Below are 21,265 nucleotides of genomic sequence, written 5' to 3'. Positions count from 1 at the left end.
CGGATCACGTCGGATCAGTGGGCGGCTCCCCCAGCCTTCGGCCGGGAGGTGCCCCCATGGGTGCGTGCATCGGCGGTGCCGAGGAGGGAGCCACTGCGGTGGGGGCACCTCCCAGCCGCCAGGCTGGGGGACATTGGTGACCGACGAGAAGCCGTCGAGGTGCGTGCCCCGGCGGCGACCGCCTGGCGTGATCCGAAAGACACGGCCTAGTCCCCGTAGCGCTCCCACAGCTTGGGGAAGCGCTTGGCCATCACGTCCGGGTCGTCGAAGTCCAGCGGCGTCCCGGACGGCTGGGCCGGCTGGCGGCCGCCCACCTCGGGCAGCGGCAGGCCCGTGAGCCGCTCGTACGCCTCGTCGGCGGCGTAGCCGAGGTCCTCGGCCTCGCCGTCCTCCTCCTCGTCGAACTCCGGGAGCAGGTCCGCCAGGTCGTCCGGCTCGGCCACGGCGCCCTCGAACACCTCGCGGCCCTGGCCGATGAGCCAGCAGCGGAAGTAGTCGAAGGTGTCGTCGGAGGCGCCGTCGAGCAGCAGGTAGGCGGCGCCCCAGAGGTCGTGGCGGTAGGCGCGCTGGAAGCGCGCCTCGAACAGCCGGGCGAAGTCGATCACGTCGTCCGGGGTGAGCTGCACCAGCCGTTCCACCAGGAGGTCGGCCTGCTCGTCGGGATCGCCGTCGGCGGCGTCCCCGGTCTCGTCGATGATCTGCCAGAAGTCCGTCTCGTCCATCACCGCTCCAGCATCCCCGTTCGGGCGTCCGCGCGCATGCCGCGACCCGGCACGGCGCGGCCGCTATGACGGCGGAACCCCGTGCCGTCCGGAGACGACACGGGGTTCCGCACAGCAGTCGATCCGCCTTACAGACCGAGCTCGACCTCGAACTCGCCGGCCTCCAGGATCTCCTTGACCGCGACCAGGTAGCGGGCGGCGTCGGCGCCGTCCACCAGGCGGTGGTCGTAGGAGAGCGACAGGTAGGTCATGTCGCGGATGCCGATGGCGGTGCCGCCGTCGGCCTCGATGACCACCGGGCGCTTGACGGTGGCGCCGATGCCCAGGATGGCGACCTGGTTCGGCGGCACGATCACGGTGTCGAACAGCGCACCGCGCGAGCCGGTGTTGCTGATGGTGAAGGTCGCGCCGGACAGCTCGTCCGGGGTGATCTTGTTGCCGCGGACCTTCTGGGCCAGCTCGGCGGTCTTCTTCGAGATGCCGGCGATGTTGAGGTCGCCCGCACCCTTGATGACCGGGGTCATCAGACCCTTCTCCGAGTCCACCGCGATACCGATGTTCTCGGTGTCGAAGTAGGTGATGGTGCCCTCGGCCTCGTTGATCCGGGCGTTGATGACCGCGTGGGCCTTCAGCGCCTGGGCGGCGGCCTTCACGAAGAACGGCATCGGGGACAGCTTGACGCCCTCGCGGGCGAGGAAGGAGTCCTTGGCCTTGCCGCGCAGCGACATGATCTTGGTGACGTCCACCTCGACCACGCTGGTCAGCTGGGCCTGCTCGTGCAGGGCCTTCAGCATGTTGTCGCCGATGACCTTGCGCATGCGGGTCATCTTGACCGTCTGACCGCGCAGGGCGGACGGGGCGGCGGCGGCCTTCGGCGCGGCAGCGGCCGGAGCGGCGGCGACCGGGGCCGGGGCGGCCTTGGCGGCCTCCGCGGCGGCGATGACGTCCTGCTTGCGGATGCGGCCGCCGACGCCGGTGCCGGCGACGGAGGAGAGCTCCACGCCGTGCTCGGCGGCGAGCTTGCGCACCAGCGGGGTGACGTAGGCGTCACCGGCGTCGGCCACCGGGGCGGCCGGAGCGGCGGCGACGGGAGCCGGGGCAGCGGCCGGAGCCGGGGTGGCGACCGGGGCCGGAGCAGCAACCGGAGCAGCGGCGGCCGGAGCCGGAGTGGCGACCGGGGCGGCCGGGGCCACCGGAGCCGGAGCGGCGACCGGAGCCGGGGCAGCGACCGGAGCCGGGGCGGCCACGGGGGCCGGAGCGGCGGCGACGGCACCGGCGGCACCGATCAGCGCGAGCTGGGCGCCGACCTCGGCGGTCTCGTCCTCGCCGACCAGGATCTTCACCAGCGTGCCGGCGACCGGCGACGGGATCTCGGTGTCGACCTTGTCCGTGGAGACCTCGAGCAGCGGCTCGTCGACCTCGACGGTCTCACCCTCGGCCTTCAGCCAGCGGGTGACGGTGCCCTCGGTGACCGACTCGCCCAGCGCGGGCAGCAGGACCGGGGTGGCGTCGGCGGCCGGCGCGGCGGCGGCCGGAGCCGGCGCGGCGACCGGGGCCTCGGCGACCGGAGCGGCGACCGGAGCCGGAGCGGCCACCGGGGCCGGGGCGGCGACCGGCGCGGCCTCGGCGACCGGAGCCGGGGCGGCCGCGGCGGCCTCGGTGCCGTCGTGGATGATCGCCAGCTCGGCGCCCACCTCGACGGTCTCGTCCTCGGCGACCTTGATGAAGGCCAGGATGCCGGAGGCCGGCGCCGGGATCTCGGTGTCGACCTTGTCGGTCGAGACCTCGAGCAGCGGCTCGTCGACCTCGACGCGCTCGCCCTCGGCCTTGAGCCAGCGGGTGACCGTGCCCTCGGAAACGCTCTCGCCCAGCGCGGGCAGTGTTACTGAGACCGCCATGGTTTCAGCGACTCCTATCAAGTCTTGCGTACGGGAAGTACTCGGGAAGCACTCGGAAGTACCGGAAAACGGGGGTGGTGGCCGCGATCAGTCGTGCGCGTGCAGCGGCTTGCCGGCCAGCGCCAGGTGCGCCTCGCCCAGGGCCTCGGACTGGGTCGGGTGCGCGTGGATGAGCTGCGCGACCTCGGCCGGCAGGGCCTCCCAGTTGTAGATCAGCTGGGCTTCGCCGACCTGCTCGCCCATGCGGGCGCCGACCATGTGGACGCCGACCACGGCGCCGTCCTTGACCTGGACGAGCTTGATCTCGCCGGCGGTCTTCAGGATCTTGCTCTTGCCGTTGCCGGCCAGGTTGTACTTCAGGGTGACGACCTTCTCCTTGCCGTACAGCTCGACGGCCTTGGCCTCGGAGATGCCGACGGAGGCCACCTCGGGGTTGGAGTAGGTCACGCGCGGGACGCCGTCGTAGTCGATCGGCACCGGCTTGAGGCCGGCCAGGCGCTCGGCGACGAGGATGCCCTCGGCGAAGCCGACGTGGGCCAGCTGGAGGGTCGGGGCGAGGTCGCCGACGGCCGAGATGGTGGGCACGTTGGTGCGCATGTACTCGTCGACCAGCACGTAGCCGCGGTCCATCGCGACGCCGTTCTCCTCGTAGCCGAGGCCGGCCGAGACCGGGCCGCGGCCGATGGCGACGAGCAGCAGGTCGGCCTCGATCTGCTTGCCGTTCTCGGTGGAGACGCGCACACCGGTCTCGGTGTACTCCACGCCCGAGAAGCGGGCCTTGAGCTCGAACTTGATGCCGCGCTTGCGGAAGGCGCGCTCCAGCAGCTTGGAGGAGTTCTCGTCCTCCAGCGGGACGAGGTGCGGCAGCCCCTCGACGATGGTGACCTCGACGCCGAAGGACTTCCAGACCGAGGCGAACTCGACGCCGATGACGCCGCCGCCCAGGATCACGGCCGACTTCGGGATGCGGTCGAGCTTGAGGGCGTGGTCCGAGGAGATCACGCGGTTGCCGTCGATCTCCAGGCCCGGGATCGAGCGCGGCACCGAGCCGGTGGCCAGGATGATGTGGCGGCCTTCGATGCGCTGGCCGTTGACGTCGACCGAGGTCTGCGAGGAGAGCTTGCCCTCACCCTGGATGAAGGTGACCTTGCGGGACGCCACCAGGCCCTGGAGGCCCTTGTACAGGCCCGCGATGACGTCGTCCTTGTACTTGTGGACGCCGTTGATGTCGATGCCCTGGAAGGTGGCCAGGACGCCGAACTCGGCGGCCTCCTTCGTCTCGTCCGCGATCTCCGCGGCGTGCAGGAGCGCCTTGGTCGGGATGCAGCCGCGGTGCAGGCAGGTGCCGCCCAGCTCACCCTTCTCGATCAGGGCGACGCTCAGACCCAGCTGAGCGCCGCGGAGCGCCGCGGCGTAACCGCCGCTTCCGCCTCCGAGAATGACTACGTCGAAAACGGTGCTGGCGTCGTTCGCCACGTCACGTCCTCCATGCATGGGGTGGGTCGCCGGGCCGGTCGCGGTCCGGTGGGTCGGAAGCCTTTGTGGGGCGCCCAGTCGTGCCGGAAATACATCTTCGCACTTGTTCGCGGTGGCTGATGTCGGGGCCCGCCCCACGGGCGCCCCGCAGAGTGGTCGCCGGGGCGGGAACACCCCCGCCGGAAGGGCATCATCGCAGCTCAAGGCGGCCTTGACAGCCGCCGGACGGGCGTCTTCCGGGGGTCGCGCCGCCGCCTCTTCCGCACTGTGGAACAAAGTTTCGCCCGCAGCGAACAGAGGTGCGGGTCGCGTCCCGGTACTACTCGCAGGTAACCCCGGGACGGTGCGACGGAACGCGAAACGGGGCCCGGCGCACGATGCGCCGGGCCCCGTCACGAGGCGACTGCCGGATCAGCCCTTGCCGTTGGCGGCCGTCTGCTCGGCGAAGGCGACCAGGGTGCGCACCGCGCTCGCGGTGCCGCCCTTGGGGGTGTAGCCGAACGGGGCGCTCTCGTGGAACGCCGGGCCGGCGATGTCCAGGTGCGCCCAGTCGATGCCCTCGGCCACGAACTCCTTCAGGAACAGACCGGCCACCAGGCCGCCGCCCATCCGCTCGCCCATGTTGGCGAGGTCGGCGATGGTCGACTCGGTCATGCCCTTCTTGAGCTCGGCCGGCAGCGGCATCGGCCAGGACTGCTCGCCGACCTCGCCCGCGAGGGTGTGCAGGTTCTCCCGCAGCTCCTCGTTGTTGGACATCACACCGAAGGTGCGGTTGCCCAGGGCCAGCACCATGGCGCCGGTCAGGGTCGCCACGTCGACGATGACGTCCGGCTGCTCCTCGCCGGCGCGCACGATCGCGTCGGCCAGCACCAGGCGGCCCTCGGCGTCGGTGTTCAGGACCTCGACGGTCTTGCCGCCGTACATCCGCAGCACGTCGCCGGGGCGGGTGGCCGAGCCCGAGGGCATGTTCTCGGCCAGCGCCAGCCAGGCGGTGACGTTGACGGCCAGGCCCAGGCGCTTGGCGGCCACCACGGCGGCGAACACGGCGGCGGCGCCGGCCATGTCGCACTTCATGGTCTCGTTGTGGCCGGCCGGCTTCAGCGAGATGCCGCCCGAGTCGTAGGTGATGCCCTTGCCGATGAAGGCGAGGGTGGCCTTGGCCTTCGGGTGGGTGTAGGCCACCTTCACCAGGCGGGGCGGGTTGGCCGAGCCGTTGCCGACACCCAGCAGGCCGCCGAAGCCGCCCTTGGCCAGCGCCTTCTCGTCCAGCACCTCGACCTTGAGGCCGTGGTCCTTGCCGGCGGCCTGCGCGATCGCGGCGAAGCCCTTCGGGTTCAGGTCGTTCGGCGCGGTGTTGACCAGGTCGCGGGCGCGGTTCATCTCCTCCGCGATCGCGGTGGCGCGCTCCGCGGAAGCCTTGGCGTCCTTGCTGCCCTTGCGGGGGGCCAGCAGGATCAGCTCGCCGACCGGCTCCTTGCCGCCCTCGCCCTTGTAGGCACCGAAGGCGTACGCACCGAGCAGACCGCCCAGTGCGACGGCCTCGACCTCCTCGGCGGACTCGGCCGGCAGGGCCAGCGCGGCCTTCTTGGTGCCGGCCAGGGTACGGGCGGCGACACCGGCGGCGCGGCGCAGCGTCTCCAGCGCGTAACCGCCCTCGGCGGCCTCGCCGAGGCCGACCGCGAGCACGAGCGCGGCCTTGAGGCCGGCGGGGGCGGGCACCTTGACGGCCTCGCCCTCGGCGCCGGTGGCGCCCAGGGTGGTGAGGACCTCGGCCAGCTTGCCCTCGAACGCCTCGTTCACGGTCTCGGAGCCGGGGGCCGGCACGATGCCCTTGGGGCCCTTCGCGACACCGACCACCAGCGCGTCCGCGCGCAGCGAGGCGGCGGAGGAGGTGCTCACAGACAATGCAGTCACGTAATGCGTCCTGTTCTTTCGCGGTCCACGGCCGGTCGCGGCGAGGCTGCCGCACCGGCGCAGCCCGCCGTGGCAGGCCGGTCCGCCGACACGTCGCCTGGTCCGGGCCCCCTGGCACGCGCAGCCGTCGTCGCGGCCGCGCACACCGGAGGCCCCGGCTCCTCGGTACGCGCCGGGCGGGCAGGACCTGCCACGGTGCAGGGCTGCGGTGCTCCCCGCATGGTAGTCCGCATGGTGGGATCACGCGCCGCCCGGTGTCAGCCGAGCAACGCCAGGGCGAACAACGCGCCGGTGGCGGCGGTTTCGGCCGTCGCGCCGAGCACGTCCCCGGTGATCCCGCCGAAGCGGCCCACACACCGGCTGAGCAGGGGACGGGCGCAGGCGACGCCGAGCACAACGGCCAGCGGGAGACGCAGGGCTGACGTCCCGTCGAACAGTCCGAGCAGTGCCAGGGCGAGCGCCGCGGATCCCGTCGAGACTGCCGCCCCGGCGGGGGAGACGGTGCTCGCGACCATCGCCCCGAGACCGCCGGGCCGGGCGGCCGGCACCGAGCGCAGGCACCCCCAGGCGAGCGCGCACCGCGCGGCCGTCGCCGAGGCGAGCACGGCGAGCGCGCCGCGCAGCGGCGAGTGCCCGAACTGCCCGGCCAGCGCGGCCACCTGGGCCAGCAGCACCAGAACGAGGGTCAGCACCCCGAACGGGCCGATGTCGGACTGCTTCATGATCCGCAGCGCGTCCTCGGCGGGCTTGCCGCTGCCCAGCCCGTCCGCCACGTCCGCCAGGCCGTCCAGGTGCAGCCCCCGGGTCAGCGCGGCCAGCACCCCGACGGAGGCCACCGCCCCCAGCAGCCCGCCGGCCCGCCAGGCCACCAGGGCGCCGGCCCCGGCGGCCGTCGCGCCCAGCACCAGCCCCACCACGGGGGCCGCCGCCATCGCCCGCGCCCCCGCCGCCCGGTCCCAGCGCTCCACGCGCACCCGCAGCACCGACAGCGTCCCGAACGCGAACCTCAACCCCTCGGCCCACGTGGCCCGTTCGCGCATCCGGAGCTACAGCCGGCGCAGCAGGTCCGCCGCCGAGGGCAGCTTCGGCTGCGGCTTCGGCTCGCGGGGCGCCTGCGGCACGTACGGCTCCGGCGCCTCCTCCGCGAGGGTGTCGCCGGCGGCCTGGAGCAGCGGCAGCGCCAGCAGCGCGCCGACGCCCTCGCCCATGGTGATGCCCTGGTCCTGCACGGGCGTCAGGGTGAGCCGGTCGTACGCCTTCGCCTGCGCGGGCTCGCCGTTGGCCTGCCCGGCCCGCCACCACTCCGGCGCCCGGAAGGCGATCCGCTGGGCGACCAGGGCGCAGGCCGCGGAGACCACACCGTCGAGCACCACGGGCAGCCGCCGGACGGCGGCCTGGAGCAGGAAGCCGGTGATCGCGGCGAAGTCGGCGCCGCCGGTGGCGCCGAGCAGCGCCAACTGGTCGCCGAGCACCGGGCGGGCCCGGCGCAGCGAGTCCCGGATGGTGGCGCACTTGACCATCCACACGCGGTCGTCGATGCCGGAGCCGCGCCCGCACACCGCGGCCGCGTCCGTCCCGCACAGCGCGCCGATCAGCACGCCGGCCACGGTGGTGGAGCCGACCCCGAGGTCGCCGAGCAGCACCAGGTCGGTGCCGGCGTCGGCCTCCTCGTCGGCGACGGCCATGCCGGCCCGGAAGGCCCGGGCGGTCTCCTCCGGGGTGAGCGCGTCCTCGAGGTCGATGCGACCCGAACCGCGCCGGACGCGGTGGGCGACCACCTCGTCCGGGAAGTCGGCCGGGTCGGCGTCCACCGCGACGTCGACGACCCGCACCTCGGCGCCGTAGCGCGAGGCCAGGCGGGCGACCGGCGCGCTGCCGTCCAGCACCGCCCGCACCCGGGCCGCGGTGCCGCCCTCGGCGGGCAGCCGGGAGACCCCGAGCGAGGCGACGCCGTGGTCGCCGGCGAAGAGCAGCACCTTCGGGGCGGTGACCGGTCGCACCGGGGAGAGCCCCTGCACGGACGACAGCCAGCTGCCCAGCTCCTCCAGCTTCCCGAGCCCGCCGCGCGGCCGGTCGGCCGCCTGCCAGCGTTCCTCGGCAGCCCGCCGGGCGCTCTCGTCGGGGCGCTCGACGAGCGAGGAGAACATATCGAGATCCACGGTCGTGTCCATCGAGCCGAAGGCTACACGCAGCCGATGGTCACACAAGCGTGGGCGCAGGACACCCGGCGTCCTTGACGGTCAGCACCTGCCCGGCCACCACCAGCAGCACCCGGTCCGAGGCGTCCGCCACCGCCATGTTGAGCCGGCCCAGGGTGTCCCGGAAGCGGCGGCCCGCGGCGGTGGCGGGGACGACGCCCATGCCGACCTCGTTGCTCACCGCGACGACGGTGCGCCCGGTGCCCGCCCAGGCGTCGGCCAGCGCCTCGCAGCGCCGCTGCACCGCGGCCTCGCCGCCGGCCGCCCAGGCTTCGTCGTCCCAGGCGTCGCACTCGTCCATGACGGCGGTCAGCCACAGCGCCAGGCAGTCGACCAGCACCGGCGCCGGGTCCGCGGTGTCGGCGAGGACGGCCTCCAGCTCGCAGGTCTCGGCGGTGCGCCAGCTCGCGGGCCGCCGCTCCCGGTGCAGCGCGACCCGCTGGGCCCACTCGGCGTCCCCGTCCCGGGTGCCGCCGGTGGCCACGTACAGGACGTCGCCGCGGTCGGCGAGCAGCTGCTCGGCGCGGGTGGACTTGCCGGAGCGCGCGCCGCCGAGCAGCAGCGTGCGGGGGAGGAGGGTCGCCATGGCGCCCATCCTGCCCGATGGCCCCGATCAGGCATACGGGAGATCGGGCCGGGCAGGCTAGGGTGCGCAGCACACGAGCGGCGGGAGGAGCCGGGCATGGTCTGGACGTGGCGGTACGAGAAGACGGACGGCAGTGTGGTGACGCCGGCCGGCGGCCAGGAGGAGTTCGCGGGCCAGGGCGACGCCGAGACGTGGATCGGCGAGACCTGGAAGCAGCTCGCCGAGGACGGCGTGGACAACGCGGTGCTGCTCGAGGACGACAGGGTCATCTACTCGATGAGCCTGCACGAGAGCTGAGCCGTCTCGCCCCCTTCGTTCCTTCGCCCCTTCGCCCCTTCGCCCCTTCGGCTCGGAGGCGAGCGGGCGGGCAGCGGCTACTTGGCCCCGATGACGTGCAGCAGCGCCGCGACCCGCCGGTACGGGTCGGTGCGGGCGGCCCGGTCCTCGGCCTCGAGGAGCTGGGCCAGCTGCCGCCCGTCCACCGGCGGCGCGGCGTCGTCGGGGGCGTTGTCGGTGAAGACGCGCACGCCGTACCAGTGCCGCAGCGGCACGGACACCTCGGACAGGGTGACGGTGAGGTCGGAGAGCCGGTCGGCGCGGGCCGCCAGCCCGAGCCGGTTGTAGTACCGGTCGCTCTCGAAGGCGTGCAGGGCGGCCCGCCAGTCCCCGGCGGCGGCGGGCCGCAGCGCCAGCGCGTCGCGGTTGCGCACCAGGAGCGAGAGCAGTCCGCCGGGCGCCAGCAGCCGGGCCAGCGAGGCGATCATCGGGTCCGGGTCGGGCAGGTACATCAGGACGCCGTGGCAGAGCACCACGTCGAAGCTGCGCGGGCCGAACCAGCGCCCGCACTGGTGGCCGTCCCCGCTGAGCAGCTGGAGCCGGCCGCGGACCTCCGGCGGCTCCTCGGCGAGCGCCCCCTGGGCGACGCCGAGCGCGACGGGGTCGGAGTCGATGCCGGTGACGTAGTGCCCGGCCCGGGCCAGCCGCAGGGCCTGGGTGCCCTGGCCGCAGCCGATGTCCAGGACGCGCTGCGCGTGCCGGCCGTTCAGCTGCTCGGCGAGCTGACGGGTGACGAGCTCCTGCCGGACGAAGTTGCGCAGGCCCCCGAGCCGCTCCAGCCAGGCGCCGGTGCCTCCGGCGAAGGAGCCGCTGCGGGAGGGCAGCCGCCGCTCCTGGGCGAGCCGGTCGTGGCCGCCACCGCCCTGTCCGGGAAGTGCGCCCCCCTGGCCGGGAAGTGCGCCCCCCTGTCCAGGAAGTGCGTAGAGGCCGGGCCCCTCCCAGGAAGGCGGGGCCCAGCCGGAGTCCACCGGTTCGGCGGTCAGGGCTTCTCCCCGCGCCGCACCTGCGGCTTGGGCAGGCGCAGCCGGCGCATCTGCAGGGTGCGCATGATGCCGTAGGCGACGGCGCCGCGGGTGTTCTCACCGGGGAAGCGGGCGGCCAGCTGCTTGCGCAGGCCGAAGCCGAGCCGGAAGAAGTCCAGGATCACGAAGACGAAGAACAGCAGGAACAGCAGCGTGGAGAGCTGCTGGATCGCGCCGACCTTGACGATGCTCAGCACCAGGATGACCACGGCGGCCGGGAGGAAGAACTCGGCGAGCGACCAGCGGGCGTCCACGAAGTCGCGGGCGAACTTGCGCACCGGGCCCTTGTCGCGGACGGGCAGGTGGCGCTCGTCGCCGTTGAGCAGCGCCTGGCGCTCCTTCTCGCGCTCGGTGCGCATCCGGTCACGCGCCTGGCGGCTGGCCTCCTTGCGGTCCTTGGGGACCGTCACCCGGGTGCGCCGCGTGGCCTCGGCCTCGCTGCGCTTGGGGGTGGGGCGGCCCTTCTTGGCCTCGGGGTGGCGGGCCTGGGGCGTCTCGTCCTGCTTCTCCAGTACGGAGGAGGAGGCGGCGGCATCATCTGAACGGCGTCGGAACACACCACCAGCGTACGGGGTGCGGCGGTGCTTCCACCGGTCCGATCGGACCCAAACGCATATCGATCGGCCGGTCACCCGCCGTGTGGGGGTTTCCGGGGTCCTTCCCGTAGGGGATCAGTCGGATGGAGGATGGGAGGGACGAGCGGCAGATCCACCCGGGGGATGAGGCAATGCCGCTGGTCGCTGTAGCAGTCTTGTTGCAGGCAGGTGCACTGCGGCGGACGGCTCGCTGCACATACACTCGTCGTGTCTGGTAACGAGATTTGAGACCGCAGGCCGGAGAAGGGGGCACCCGAGGCCCATGAGCGACGGAATCATGAAGCGTATGGGGCTGATCTTCCGCTCCAAGGCGAACAAAGCCTTGGACCGGGCGGAAGACCCGCGTGAGACGCTCGACTACTCCTACCAGAAGCAGCTCGAGCTGCTGCAGAAGGTACGGCGTGGTGTCGCGGACGTCGCGACGTCGCGCAAGCGCCTGGAGTTGCAGCTGACCCAGCTCCAGCAGCAGTCGGCGAAGTACGAGGACCAGGGCCGCAAGGCGCTCTCCCTCGGCCGGGAGGACCTGGCCCGTGAGGCGCTGACCCGCAAGGCCAACATGCAGTCCCAGATCAACGACCTGGAGACGCAGTACCAGCAGTTGCAGGCCGAGGAGGAGAAGCTCACGCTGGCCTCCCAGCGGCTGCAGGCCAAGGTGGACGCCTTCCGCACCAAGAAGGAGACCATCAAGGCGACCTACACCGCCGCCCAGGCGCAGACCCGCATCGCGGAGTCCTTCTCCGGCATCTCCGAGGAGATGGGCGACGTGGGCCTGGCGATCCAGCGGGCCGAGGACAAGACCGCCCAGATGCAGGCCCGGGCGGGCGCGATCGACGAGCTGCTGGCCTCCGGCGCGCTCGACGACGCGAGCGGTCTCGGCCGCAAGGACGACATCGAGGCCGAGCTGGAGCGCGTCGCCGGCGGGTCCGACGTCGAGCTGGAGCTGGCCCGGATGAAGGCCGAGCTGTCCGGCGGGTCCCCCTCCGGGCCGGCCGCCATCGAGCAGGGCAAGCCGCAGCAGGCGCCGCAGGACGCGCACCCGCAGGACACCCCGCGCATCAACTACAACAAGGGCTGAGCCCGACCCCACGGACCAGGGAGATGCACGGCATGATCATGAGGGTCATGGGTGAAGGGCAGTTCGTGGTGGGGGAGGACCACCTGAACCTGCTCAACCAGCTCGACTCCGACCTCGTCACCGCTGTCGAGTCGGGTGACGAGGCGCTGTTCCGCCAGGCTTACGGCAAGCTGCTCGACGCGGTGAAGCAGTACGGCACCCCGGTGCCGCTGGATTCGCTGGAGCCGTCCGAGCTGATCCTGCCGAGCGCGGACGCGACCATCGAAGAGGTCCGCGAGCTGCTGATGGCCGACGGCGAGGGCGTGATCCCGGGCTTCCCGGACTAGCACCTCCTGCGGACGCTGCCAGACGAAAGGGCGGGCCCCCTCCGATCGGAGGGGCCCGCCCTTCGGCTGTTGCCCGCCGGCCGGGAGCCCGGGGGCTCCGGACGGCTACGGCAGGGCGAGCATCCGGTCCAGCGCCGCCTTGGCGTACTTCTCGGTCTCCGGGTCGACGGTGATCACGTTCGGCACCCGGCCCTCGACCAGGGACTCCAGCGCCCAGACCAGGTGCGGCAGGTCGATGCGGTTCATGGTCGAGCAGAAGCAGACCGTGCGGTCGAGGAAGACGATCTCCTTGTCCGGGTGCGCCTTGGCCAGGCGGCGGACCAGGTTCAGCTCGGTGCCGATGGCCCACTTGGAGCCAGGCTCGGCGGCGTCCAGCGCCTTGATGATGTACTCCGTCGAGCCGACCATGTCGGCGGCCGCGACGACCTCGTGCTTGCACTCGGGGTGCACCAGGACGGTGACGCCGGGGATGCGCTCGCGCACGTCGGCCACCGAGTCCAGGCTGAAGCGGCCGTGCACCGAGCAGTGGCCGCGCCAGAGGATCATCTTGGCGTCGCGCAGCTGCTCGACGGTGAGCCCGCCGTTCGGCTTGTGCGGGTTGTAGAGGACGCAGTCGTCCAGGGAGAGGCCCAGGTCGCGCACGGCGGTGTTGCGGCCGAGGTGCTGGTCGGGCAGGAAGAGCACCTTCTGTCCCTGCTCGAACGCCCACTCCAGGGCGCGCTGGGCGTTGGAGGAGGTGCAGATGGTGCCGCCGTGCCGGCCGGTGAAAGCCTTGATGTCGGCGGAGGAGTTCATGTACGAGACGGGGACGGTCACGTCGGCTATGCCGGCGTCGGTCAGCACGTCCCAGCACTCGGCGACCTGCTCGGCGGTGGCCATGTCGGCCATGGAGCAGCCCGCGGCGAGGTCGGGCAGGACGACCTGCTGCTTCTCGCCGGTGAGGATGTCCGCCGACTCGGCCATGAAGTGCACGCCGCAGAAGACGATGTACTCGGCCTCGGGGCGGGCCGCGGCGTCGCGGGCGAGCTTGAAGGAGTCGCCGGTGACGTCGGCGAACTCGATGACCTCGTCGCGCTGGTAGTGGTGGCCGAGGATGAAGACGCGGTCGCCGAGGGCGGCCTTCGCGGCCCGGGCGCGCTCGACGAGGTTCGGGTCCGAGGCCGGGGGGAGGTCACCGGGGCAGTCGACGCCGCGCTCGCTGTTCGGGTCGGCCTCACGGCCGAGCAGCAGCAGAGCGAGCGGCGTCGGAGTGGGGTCGACGCCGTGGGTCTCGGTGATGGTGGTGGTCACGGGCGGGTGCCCTTCTGTGCGGCCGATGGAGCGGTGGGCCTTCTCGTCTAACTGACGCTATCTATTCTAACCGGTTAGCGTCAGAGTGACGATGGCCATCCCGTCGATGTGACGAGAACCGCTCGACGCAATGGCGTGCCCGCACGGCCCGGGGCCCGGAATCCCGGGGGTTTCGCTGCGGCTGGATCGATATTTCGAAGGACGCTCCCTTCCCGTCATCTGCCGGCGGTGAAGTCGCACCTGGCATCGGCCAGAATGGGTGGCGAACCGTTTCAGCATGTGTCGGCAGGGCAATGGCGCCCCGCCGGCGCTCGTACGCCCCGTGGAGCCCGCACCGATGACCAGCAGCCGAGCGCACGAGGTGACCGGGGCCGATCTGGACGAGACCGACCGGCTCCTCCTCGCCCGGCTCGGCGCCGACGGCCGCGCCTCGTACGCCGAGATCGGCCTGCAGGTGAACCTCTCCGCCACCGCCGTGCGCCGCCGGATCGACCGGCTGCGGGCCCGGGGCGTGGTGCGCGGCTTCACCGTGGTGCTCGACCCGGGCGTGCTCGGCTGGCAGACCGAAGCCTTCGTCGAGGTCTACTGCCGCGAGCGCACCGCCCCCGAGGAGATCCTCGCCAGCCTGCGCCAGTTCCCGGAGGTCGTCGCCGCCTGGACGGTCACCGGCGACCCGGACGCCCTGGTCCACCTGCGCGCCGCCGACATGCGCCACCTCGAGGCCGTCATCGAGCGCATCCGCCGCGAGCCCGGCGTCCAGCGCAGCCGCTCCTCCGTCGTCCTCTCCCAGCTCATCGGCTGACTCGAACACCCTTGCGCAGGATTCGTGCGCCGGGCGCCCCGAAGACGCCCGAAAGCTGCCTGACCAGCCGCGTTCCGACGCGCGGGGAAGCCCCACCGCTGCCTACGCTGATCAGGTCCGGTCCACGCGGTGAAGCGTCCCGCCGAAACCGGACGGCCCCCTTCACCCCCATCGCCGAGAGGGACCGCCGTGTCCGCAGCACCCGACCGCATGCACCGGCCCGACAACGACCTGGTCGACCTGGTCTTCGACTACATGCGGGAGCGGCTGCAGTACGACCCCGTCCCGCTCGACCACCCCGGCGACGGCGAGCACCTGCGCACCCAGCTGTCCGGCCTGCTCAACCAGGACGGCAACAACCCCGCCGACGTGCTCAAGCTCTACGACCACGAGCTCTCCCGCGCCGTCATCTCCGCCGACAGCCCGCGCTACCTGTCCTTCATCCCGTGCGCCCCCACCAAGGCCGCGCTGCTGTTCGACATGGTCGTCTCCTGCGCCTCCCTCCAGGGCATCTCCTGGCTGGAGGCCGCCGGCGCCATCGCCGCCGAGAACCAGGTGCTGCGCCTGATCGCCGACCGGGCGGGCATGCCCGAGACGGCCGGCGGCTGCTTCGTCTCCGGCGGCTCGGCGGGCAACCTCTCCGCCCTGGTCGTCGCCCGCGACACCGCCCGCCGCAAGTTCAACGTCGGGCCGGAGGCCCGGCTGCGGATAGCCGTCGCCGACCAGGTGCACTCCTCGGTCAAGAACACCTTCAACATCATCGGCGTCGAGGCGTTCAAGGTCCCGACCGTGAACCGCCGCTTCACCGGCGAGGCCCTGCGCGCGGCCCTGGCCGCCGACCCCAACCCGGAGACGGTCATCGCCGTGGTCGGCACGGCGGGCACCACCAACGAGGGCATCGTCGACGACCTCGCGGGCCTGGCCGAGGTCGCCCGCGAGCACGACCTCTGGTTCCACGTGGACGGCGCCTACGGCGGCGCGGGCCTGTTCGCCCCCTCCGTGCGCGAGCGCTACAACGGCATCGAGCACGCCGACTCCTTCGTCGTCGACCCGCACAAGTGGCTCTTCGCGCCCTTCGACTGCGCCGCGCTGATCTACCGCAACCCGCAGCTCGCCCGCGCCGTGCACACCCAGGACGCCTCCTACCTGGACGTCCTGCACACCGAGGGCGACGAGTGGAACCCCACCGACTACGCCTACCACCTCACCCGCCGCGCCCGGGGCCTGCCGCTGTGGTTCTCCCTCGCCGTCCACGGCGTCCAGGCGTACACCGACGCCATCGAGGCCGGCCTCACGCTCGCCCGGGAGACCGCGCAGCTCATCCGTGACACCGAGCACCTGGAGCTGCTGTTCGACCCGCAGCTCTCGGCCGTCTGCTTCAAGCGCCGGGGCTGGACCAACGACGACTACTACCGCTGGTCGCAGCAGCTGCTCGCCGACCAGATCGGCTTCGTCACCCCCACCGGCTGGGACGGCGAGACCGTCGCCCGCTTCGCCTTCCTGCACCCGGGCACCACGATGGACATGGTCCGCGAGATCCTCGACACCATGGCCTGATCCCGAGGCGGTACTACGCCCGTAGTGCCACTACTGCAGTAGTGGCACTACGGGCGTAGTCACAGGAACGCCCCGCTCGGCAGGTACGGCGTCGGCGGCCGCATCCCGCGCAGTCCGACGAACCCGCTGGTCTGCGGTGCCAGCCCGACCTCCAGCCCCACGTCCAGCGCCCACTCCTGCTCGGCGGTCAGGTACTCCACCCGCGCCTCCACCCCGTCCGGCACCCGGGCCAGCGCCTCGCGCAGCAGCCGGGCGGCGATCCGCTTGGAGGTGGCCGCCAGCAGCCGGATCGTGCCGCCGTCCCGGTAGCAGTAGCCGCTGCCGGCCAGCGAGTCCGCGATCAGCAGCTCCTCGAAGTGCCCGAGCATCAGCTCGTGGTCCTCCCCGTGGGCCGAGCCGCGCAGCCGCCGGTCCACCGAGTCCAGCAGGTGCCGGTGGGTGGCGTTGCCCCGGTGCACCGGGATGTCCCCGGGATCGACCAGCCCCTCCCGGTCCACCTTCCCCGTCATCCGCATCGCCGGGTGCAGGGTGAACCCCGCCAGCCGGTAGCGCCGGGCCGCCGCGGCCGAGGAGGAGGCGCAGACCATCCCGCGCAGGCAGCCCCGGGCGTACCCGCCCGCCTGCTCCAGCAGCAGCCGCCCGACGCCCTGGCCCCGCGCGGAGGGCCGCACCGCGAACAGCGAGGGCATCCAGAGCCCCTCCCGGCGCAGCGACAGCACCACCCCGACCGCCTCCCCGTCGACCGAGGCCAGCCAGCAGCCCCCGGGATCGGTGCGCGCCAGGTGTCTGGTCCTGGCCAGCTGCAGGGGCGTCGCCCGGGGCGGGGCCGCGTCGGCGGACGGCTCGGCGAAGGCGGCGAAGGACAGCTCCTGGACGGTCTCCGCGTCCTCGGCGGTGTCCCTGACCTGGCGAAGGATCATGGCCACCATCCTCGTACCCGGGCCGCCGCCGCGGGGCCCGTTCGCCGGGATCGGGCTCCTCGGCGGTGACCGGGCCTCCCGGGTTGTGCGAGCATGGGGAGCGTATGGGGACCCGGGTGACACACCCGGCCCACGGAAGACCACCGCCGACAGGGCGCCGAAAACATCCGCCGTCCGGGAAATGAAACCGGACGGCCGGTGGTTGACACTGGCGGCAGACCGTCGTCAAGACCGGGAGAAAGCAGATGACCGTCCAGGACGAGACCACCGTAGAGAGTGGCATCCTCCTCACCGAGGCCGCCGCGGCCAAGGTCAAGGCCCTGCTGGAGCAGGAAGGCCGCGACGACTTGGCGCTCCGCGTTGCCGTCCAGCCCGGTGGCTGCTCGGGCCTGCGTTACCAGCTGTTCTTCGACGAGCGCTCGCTCGACGGCGACGTGCTCAAGGACTTCGGCGGCGTCAAGGTCGTCACCGACCGCATGAGCGCCCCGTACCTGGGCGGCGCCACCGTCGACTTCGTCGACACCATCGAGAAGCAGGGCTTCACGATCGACAACCCGAACGCCACCGGCTCCTGCGCCTGCGGCGACTCGTTCAGCTAAGCCTGACGCGCGAACGACGGCGGCGGCCCCGGGGATCACCCCGGGGCCGCCGCCGTTTCCCAGGTCCTACTGGGCGCCGTCCGGCGTCACCGGGTCCGGCCCGGCGTGCGCGTCGCCCTGCAGCGGCACGTCCTGGCCGCTCTCCTTGTCGATCACCGTCCGCCCGGCCAGCGGGGAGCGCAGGTCGACGGCCACCGACTGCCGCTTGGCCAGCGCGGTGCACACCTGCCCGGGCTGGGTGACGGGCCGGCCCGGGATCACCATCACCTCGACCCTGCCCTGGGTGGACTCGTCCGCCTTCACCGAGTACGTGGTGCAGACCCCGCCGTAGAAGTAGACGGTCAGGTGGCTGGTGCCGTCCAGGCGGTAGGCGATCGCCGGGCGGGAGGTTCCGGCCGGGTTGGGCTCGCCGGGGGCGATGCCGTTCGGCGGCGGGGTGCCCGGCGTTGACGGCCGCCCGGGCGCGGGGGAGGCCGGGGTGGGGGTGACGGCCGTCGGTGGCTGCCCCGGGGCACTCGGCGCGGCCGCCGAGGACGAGTCGGTGGGGGAAGGGGTCCCCGAGGCCGACGCGGACGCCGAGGCGCTAGGAGTCCCGCTCGCCGCCGCGTCCGAGGCGCTCTTGCCGCCGTCGTCGCACCCGGCCACCGCCATCACCGCCGCCAGCGCCACACCGGCCAGGGCCACCGCCCGGCGACGGCGCCGGGGCATCGTCTCCAGATCCATCTGTACAACCTCCCGAGGGCTCAGCGGCGCCGCTCCTCGGCCGCTCCGCGCGGATCTGACGTGAACCGGGCGAATCCGGTTCCCGGTTCTGGACCGGCCGACAGACGGGGGTCGGTCCTACAGGCCGTACTCGGCCATCCCCGCCACCACGCGCTGCGCGCCCGACGGCACCCGGACCCCGGCCGGCGCCGGGGCGGCGGGCTGCGGGTCGGCCGCGGTCGGCAGCGGCCAGAAGCGCCGCAGCCGCCGGGAGGAGTTCACCAGGGCGTCGAGGGTCTCGTCCGCGTCGGCGCGCACTACGGGCGGGGAGGAGGGGTGGGTGACCATCGGGCATCGCTCCGATCCAGGGCCGTGGCCTCATTGCCACGGCCGACGACGGGGCCCGCCGGGATCGGCGGGGCTCCCTGGGGCCGACCCTAGGCCGGGGCCGTGCGGCCCACCAGTGCTACCCGGAGGTAGTACACGTTCGACGGCGCAGGGTGTCACCATGTCCATGCAGGGTGCCGATCCGCGGCACTCTTGCTGGGGCCCGCGTGTCGCCGGGTACCGTAGGCGGGTTCACCACACCTGCTCGCCGGCCCCGCCGCCACACTGAGGAGACCATTCGTGCGTATCGCCGTCGCCGGCTCGATCGCCACCGACCACCTGATGACGTTCCCCGGTCGTTTCGCCGACCAGCTCGTCGCCGAACAGCTGCACACCGTGTCGCTGTCCTTCCTGGTCGACACCCTCGACATCCGCCGTGGCGGCGTCGCCCCCAACATCGCCTTCGGCATGGGCGTCCTCGGACTGCGCCCCGTCCTCGTCGGCGCGGCCGGCGCGGACTTCGCCGAGTACCGCAGCTGGCTGGAGCGCAACAACGTCGACTGCGACTCCGTCCACATCTCCGAGACGCGGCACACCGCCCGCTTCATGTGCACCACGGACGAGGACCACAACCAGATCGCCTCGTTCTACACCGGTGCCATGGCCGAGGCCCGCAACATCGAGCTCAAGCCGATCGCCGACCGCGTCGGGGCCCTCGACCTCGTCCTGATCGGCGCCGACGACCCGCAGGGCATGGTCCGCCACACCCAGGAGTGCCGCACCCGCGGCTACGCCTTCGCCGCCGACCCCTCCCAGCAGCTGGCCCGCCTCGAGGGCGACGACATCCGCGAGATCGTCGACGGCGCCGCGTACCTGTTCACCAACGAGTACGAGGCCGCGCTGATCGAGACCAAGACCGGCTGGGACGCCGAGGAGGTGCTCACCCGCGTCGGCACCCGCATCACCACCCTGGGCAGCAAGGGCGTGCGGATCGAGCGCAAGGGCGAGGCCCCGATCCTGGTCGGCTGCGCCAAGGAGGAGGCCAAGGTCGACCCGACCGGCGTCGGCGACGCCTTCCGCGCCGGCTTCCTGGCGGGCCTGTCCTGGGACCTCGACCTGGAGCGCTCCGCCCAGCTCGGCTGCATGCTCGCCACCCTGGTGATCGAGACCGTCGGCACCCAGGAGTACGAGCTGCGCCCGGCCGCCTTCCTCAAGCGCTTCGAGGCCGCCTACGGCGCCGAGGCCACCGCGGAGATCCGCGCCCGCCTGGTCAAGTAGTGCGCCGCACGACGAGGTAGGCCGAGCCCCGGTCGCCGCCGTAGTCGGCGGCCGGGGCCTCGCCCGCGTACTCCTGGTCGCGCATCTCGCACCAGGCCGGGATGTCCAGCCGCGCCGCCTCGTCGTCCGCCAGCACGGCGACCGTGCCGCCCAGCGGCACCTCGCCGATCCGCTTGGCCAGCTCGATCACCGGCAGCGGGCAGCGCTTGCCCAGCGCGTCGATGACTGTGACTCGCCCGCTCGCCTCCGGGCGCTCGAACCCGGCGCCGACGCTCCTCGCTCCGGCACTCCCTCCTTCGTCGGTCGCTTGTCGCTCGTCGCTTTCGGCACCGGCGCGCCCTTCGGCCCGGGGCGGGAGCGACCCCGAACTCCCCTGCGGCTGAGTGAGGTTGAGCCCGAGGGGTGCCCTGATCCCGGCGATCAGCTCCGGCAGCACCGCCAGGAAGCGATCCACGTCCGCCTCGGCCGTCCCGTAGGGCAGCGAGACCCGGACGTTCCCCTCGGTGAGCACCCCCATCGCCGCCAGCACATGGCTGGGCGTCAGCGTGGAGGAGGTGCAGGAGGAGCCGGAGGAGACGGCGAAGCCCGCCCGGTCCAGCTCGGTGAGCAGCACCTCCCCGTCGACGTACAGGCAGGAGAAGGTGACGAGGTGGGGGAGCCGGCGCACCGGGTCGCCGACCACCTCGACCTCGGGCACCAGCTGCGGCACCCGGGCCCTGATCCGCTCCACCAGCGCGTGCAGCCGCGCGTTCTCCTGCCGGGCCTCGGCCCGTACGGCGCGCAGCGAGGCGGCGGCCGCCACGATCGCGGGGACGTTGACGTAGCCGGGCACCCGGCCGCCCTCGCGCTCGTCGGCCGGCAGCGGCGAGGAGTAGCGCACGCCCTTGCGCACCGCCAGCACGCCGACCCCGGGCGGGCCGCCCCACTTGTGCGCACTCGCCGTCAGCAGGGACCAGCCGGCGGGGACGTCCACCCGTCCGGCGCTCTGCGCCGCGTCCACCAGCAGCGGGACTCCGGCCTCCGCGCACAGTTCGGCCGTCTCGGCGACGGGCTGGAGCGTGCCCACCTCGTGGTTGGCGCTCTGCAGCGCGGCCAGCGCGGTGTCCGGGCGCAGCAGCGCGCCGAACACCTGCGGGTCGACCCGGCCGGTGCGGTCCACCGGCGCCACCGTGATCTCGCCGCCGCCCAGTTCCAGGCGTTCGGCGACGTGCAGCACGCTGGAGTGCTCCACGGCGGAGTGCACCAGGTGGGAGCCGCGCCGCCGGTTGCCGGTGAGGGCGCCCAGCATGCCGAGCTGCACGGCCTGGGTGCCGCTGGCGGTGAAGGAGACCTCGTCCGGCCGGGCGCCGAGCTCGGCGGCCACGGTCTCGCGGGCCGCGTCGAGCAGCATCCGGGCCTGCCGGCCGGAGCGGTACAGCCGGGCCGGATCGGCCCAGCCCTCGTCCAGGGCGGCGGTCAGCGCCTGCCGGGCGACGGGGTGCAGAGGGGCCGTCGAGGCCACGTCGAAGTACACGGTCACATTTAACGACACACCCGGGTGGCCGGACGGCTGGATTCCCCACCTCACCACCCGTCAGTCGATCACCCCGAATGTCCGCTTCGTCCGCCTCCGACGGGCCGTCACCCACGTTGTCCGAGCTC

At 73.0% G+C, this 21,265-nt stretch carries 20 protein-coding genes and 1 pseudogene; 7 read left to right on the top strand and 14 right to left on the bottom strand.

Translation table 11 applies throughout. The annotated features are described in order from the left end of the window. Window positions 1-206: 206 nt before the first annotated feature. From IH61_RS0120885 to cobU, 7 genes and pseudogenes are all read right to left on the bottom strand, one after another. Window positions 207-722 (bottom strand): DUF4240 domain-containing protein, encoded by a 516-nt coding sequence (locus IH61_RS0120885; protein WP_031071986.1) that lies wholly within the window; start codon window positions 720-722, stop codon window positions 207-209. Between the two features lie 128 nt (window positions 723-850). After that, window positions 851-2,620 carry a 2-oxoglutarate dehydrogenase, E2 component, dihydrolipoamide succinyltransferase gene (gene sucB, locus IH61_RS0120880; RefSeq protein ID WP_031071983.1) on the bottom strand — a complete coding sequence of 590 codons (1,770 nt, stop codon included), beginning with the start codon at window positions 2,618-2,620 and terminating at the stop codon, window positions 851-853. Window positions 2,621-2,707: 87 nt separating this feature from the next. Further along, window positions 2,708-4,114, bottom strand: coding sequence for a dihydrolipoyl dehydrogenase (gene lpdA / locus IH61_RS0120875; protein WP_078911276.1), 1,407 nt, complete (start codon window positions 4,112-4,114; stop codon window positions 2,708-2,710). Window positions 4,115-4,507: 393 nt separating this feature from the next. Further along, entirely contained in the window at window positions 4,508-6,010 is a 1,503-nt protein-coding gene (locus tag IH61_RS0120870; protein WP_031071980.1) for a leucyl aminopeptidase, read from the bottom strand. 257 nt (window positions 6,011-6,267) lie between these two features. Next, window positions 6,268-7,050 carry an adenosylcobinamide-GDP ribazoletransferase gene (locus IH61_RS0120865; protein WP_031071979.1) on the bottom strand — a complete coding sequence of 261 codons (783 nt, stop codon included), beginning with the start codon at window positions 7,048-7,050 and terminating at the stop codon, window positions 6,268-6,270. 6 nt (window positions 7,051-7,056) lie between these two features. After that, on the bottom strand, window positions 7,057-8,181 hold the full coding sequence (locus IH61_RS0120860) for a nicotinate-nucleotide--dimethylbenzimidazole phosphoribosyltransferase (protein WP_031071977.1): 1,125 nt from the start codon (window positions 8,179-8,181) through the stop codon (window positions 7,057-7,059). 28 nt (window positions 8,182-8,209) lie between these two features. Beyond that, a pseudogene (gene cobU / locus IH61_RS0120855) lies at window positions 8,210-8,785 on the bottom strand (bifunctional adenosylcobinamide kinase/adenosylcobinamide-phosphate guanylyltransferase); the annotation flags it as partial. A 105-nt stretch (window positions 8,786-8,890) separates the two neighbouring features. Between cobU and IH61_RS0120850 the strand changes: the two are divergent. Then, the gene (locus IH61_RS0120850; protein ID WP_031071974.1) at window positions 8,891-9,091 is read left to right on the top strand and encodes a hypothetical protein; all 201 of its coding nucleotides are present in this window, start codon (window positions 8,891-8,893) and stop codon (window positions 9,089-9,091) included. A gap of 77 nt (window positions 9,092-9,168) precedes the next feature. Here the strand turns inward: IH61_RS0120850 and IH61_RS0120845 are convergent, their stop codons facing one another. Next, window positions 9,169-9,909, bottom strand: a complete 741-nt coding sequence (locus IH61_RS0120845; RefSeq protein ID WP_199823357.1) for a class I SAM-dependent methyltransferase — start codon at window positions 9,907-9,909, stop codon at window positions 9,169-9,171. Window positions 9,910-10,109: 200 nt separating this feature from the next. After that, window positions 10,110-10,709 carry a DUF3043 domain-containing protein gene (locus IH61_RS0120840; protein WP_031071970.1) on the bottom strand — a complete coding sequence of 200 codons (600 nt, stop codon included), beginning with the start codon at window positions 10,707-10,709 and terminating at the stop codon, window positions 10,110-10,112. A gap of 301 nt (window positions 10,710-11,010) precedes the next feature. Here IH61_RS0120840 and IH61_RS0120835 point away from each other — a divergent pair, with 301 nt between their 5' ends. Continuing rightward, window positions 11,011-11,823, top strand: a complete 813-nt coding sequence (locus IH61_RS0120835) for a PspA/IM30 family protein (protein ID WP_078911275.1) — start codon at window positions 11,011-11,013, stop codon at window positions 11,821-11,823. 32 nt (window positions 11,824-11,855) lie between these two features. Continuing rightward, the gene (pspAA, locus tag IH61_RS0120830; RefSeq protein WP_031071967.1) at window positions 11,856-12,149 is read left to right on the top strand and encodes a PspA-associated protein PspAA; all 294 of its coding nucleotides are present in this window, start codon (window positions 11,856-11,858) and stop codon (window positions 12,147-12,149) included. 105 nt (window positions 12,150-12,254) lie between these two features. On the opposite strand, the gene nadA is transcribed toward pspAA, so the two are convergent. Continuing rightward, entirely contained in the window at window positions 12,255-13,439 is a 1,185-nt protein-coding gene (nadA, locus tag IH61_RS0120825; protein ID WP_031071965.1) for a quinolinate synthase NadA, read from the bottom strand. 337 nt (window positions 13,440-13,776) lie between these two features. Here nadA and IH61_RS0120820 point away from each other — a divergent pair, with 337 nt between their 5' ends. Together IH61_RS0120820 and IH61_RS0120815 are read left to right on the top strand one after the other, a co-directional pair. After that, the gene (locus IH61_RS0120820) at window positions 13,777-14,241 is read left to right on the top strand and encodes an Lrp/AsnC family transcriptional regulator (RefSeq protein WP_051837564.1); all 465 of its coding nucleotides are present in this window, start codon (window positions 13,777-13,779) and stop codon (window positions 14,239-14,241) included. A gap of 189 nt (window positions 14,242-14,430) precedes the next feature. After that, entirely contained in the window at window positions 14,431-15,798 is a 1,368-nt protein-coding gene (locus IH61_RS0120815) for a pyridoxal phosphate-dependent decarboxylase family protein (protein WP_234327269.1), read from the top strand. Window positions 15,799-15,857: 59 nt separating this feature from the next. Here IH61_RS0120815 and IH61_RS0120810 read toward each other — a convergent pair whose 3' ends face one another. Beyond that, window positions 15,858-16,718, bottom strand: coding sequence for a GNAT family N-acetyltransferase (locus tag IH61_RS0120810; protein WP_031071958.1), 861 nt, complete (start codon window positions 16,716-16,718; stop codon window positions 15,858-15,860). A 245-nt stretch (window positions 16,719-16,963) separates the two neighbouring features. Here IH61_RS0120810 and IH61_RS0120805 point away from each other — a divergent pair, with 245 nt between their 5' ends. Next, window positions 16,964-17,317 carry an iron-sulfur cluster assembly accessory protein gene (locus IH61_RS0120805; protein WP_031071956.1) on the top strand — a complete coding sequence of 118 codons (354 nt, stop codon included), beginning with the start codon at window positions 16,964-16,966 and terminating at the stop codon, window positions 17,315-17,317. Between the two features lie 66 nt (window positions 17,318-17,383). Here the strand turns inward: IH61_RS0120805 and IH61_RS0120800 are convergent, their stop codons facing one another. Continuing rightward, a complete protein-coding gene (locus IH61_RS0120800; protein WP_031071954.1) occupies window positions 17,384-18,040 on the bottom strand; it encodes a hypothetical protein in 657 nt (218 codons plus the stop codon). A gap of 117 nt (window positions 18,041-18,157) precedes the next feature. Beyond that, window positions 18,158-18,367: a hypothetical protein gene (locus tag IH61_RS0120795; RefSeq protein ID WP_031071952.1), complete on the bottom strand. Its 210-nt coding sequence runs from the start codon at window positions 18,365-18,367 to the stop codon at window positions 18,158-18,160. Window positions 18,368-18,646: 279 nt separating this feature from the next. On the opposite strand from IH61_RS0120795, the gene IH61_RS0120790 reads away from it, so the two are divergent. After that, entirely contained in the window at window positions 18,647-19,624 is a 978-nt protein-coding gene (locus tag IH61_RS0120790) for a carbohydrate kinase family protein (protein WP_031071950.1), read from the top strand. On the opposite strand, the gene IH61_RS0120785 is transcribed toward IH61_RS0120790, so the two are convergent. Then, entirely contained in the window at window positions 19,617-21,143 is a 1,527-nt protein-coding gene (locus IH61_RS0120785; RefSeq protein ID WP_420713987.1) for a cysteine desulfurase/sulfurtransferase TusA family protein, read from the bottom strand. The genes IH61_RS0120790 and IH61_RS0120785 overlap by 8 nt on opposite strands. Window positions 21,144-21,265 lie beyond the last annotated feature (122 nt).

The sequence above is a fragment of the Streptomyces sp. NRRL WC-3742 genome (assembly GCF_000720635.1).
GTDB lineage: Bacteria > Actinomycetota > Actinomycetes > Streptomycetales > Streptomycetaceae > Kitasatospora.
The sequence above is the reverse complement of the archived record's forward strand: the minus strand, read 5'-3'. Positions and strand labels throughout refer to the sequence as shown.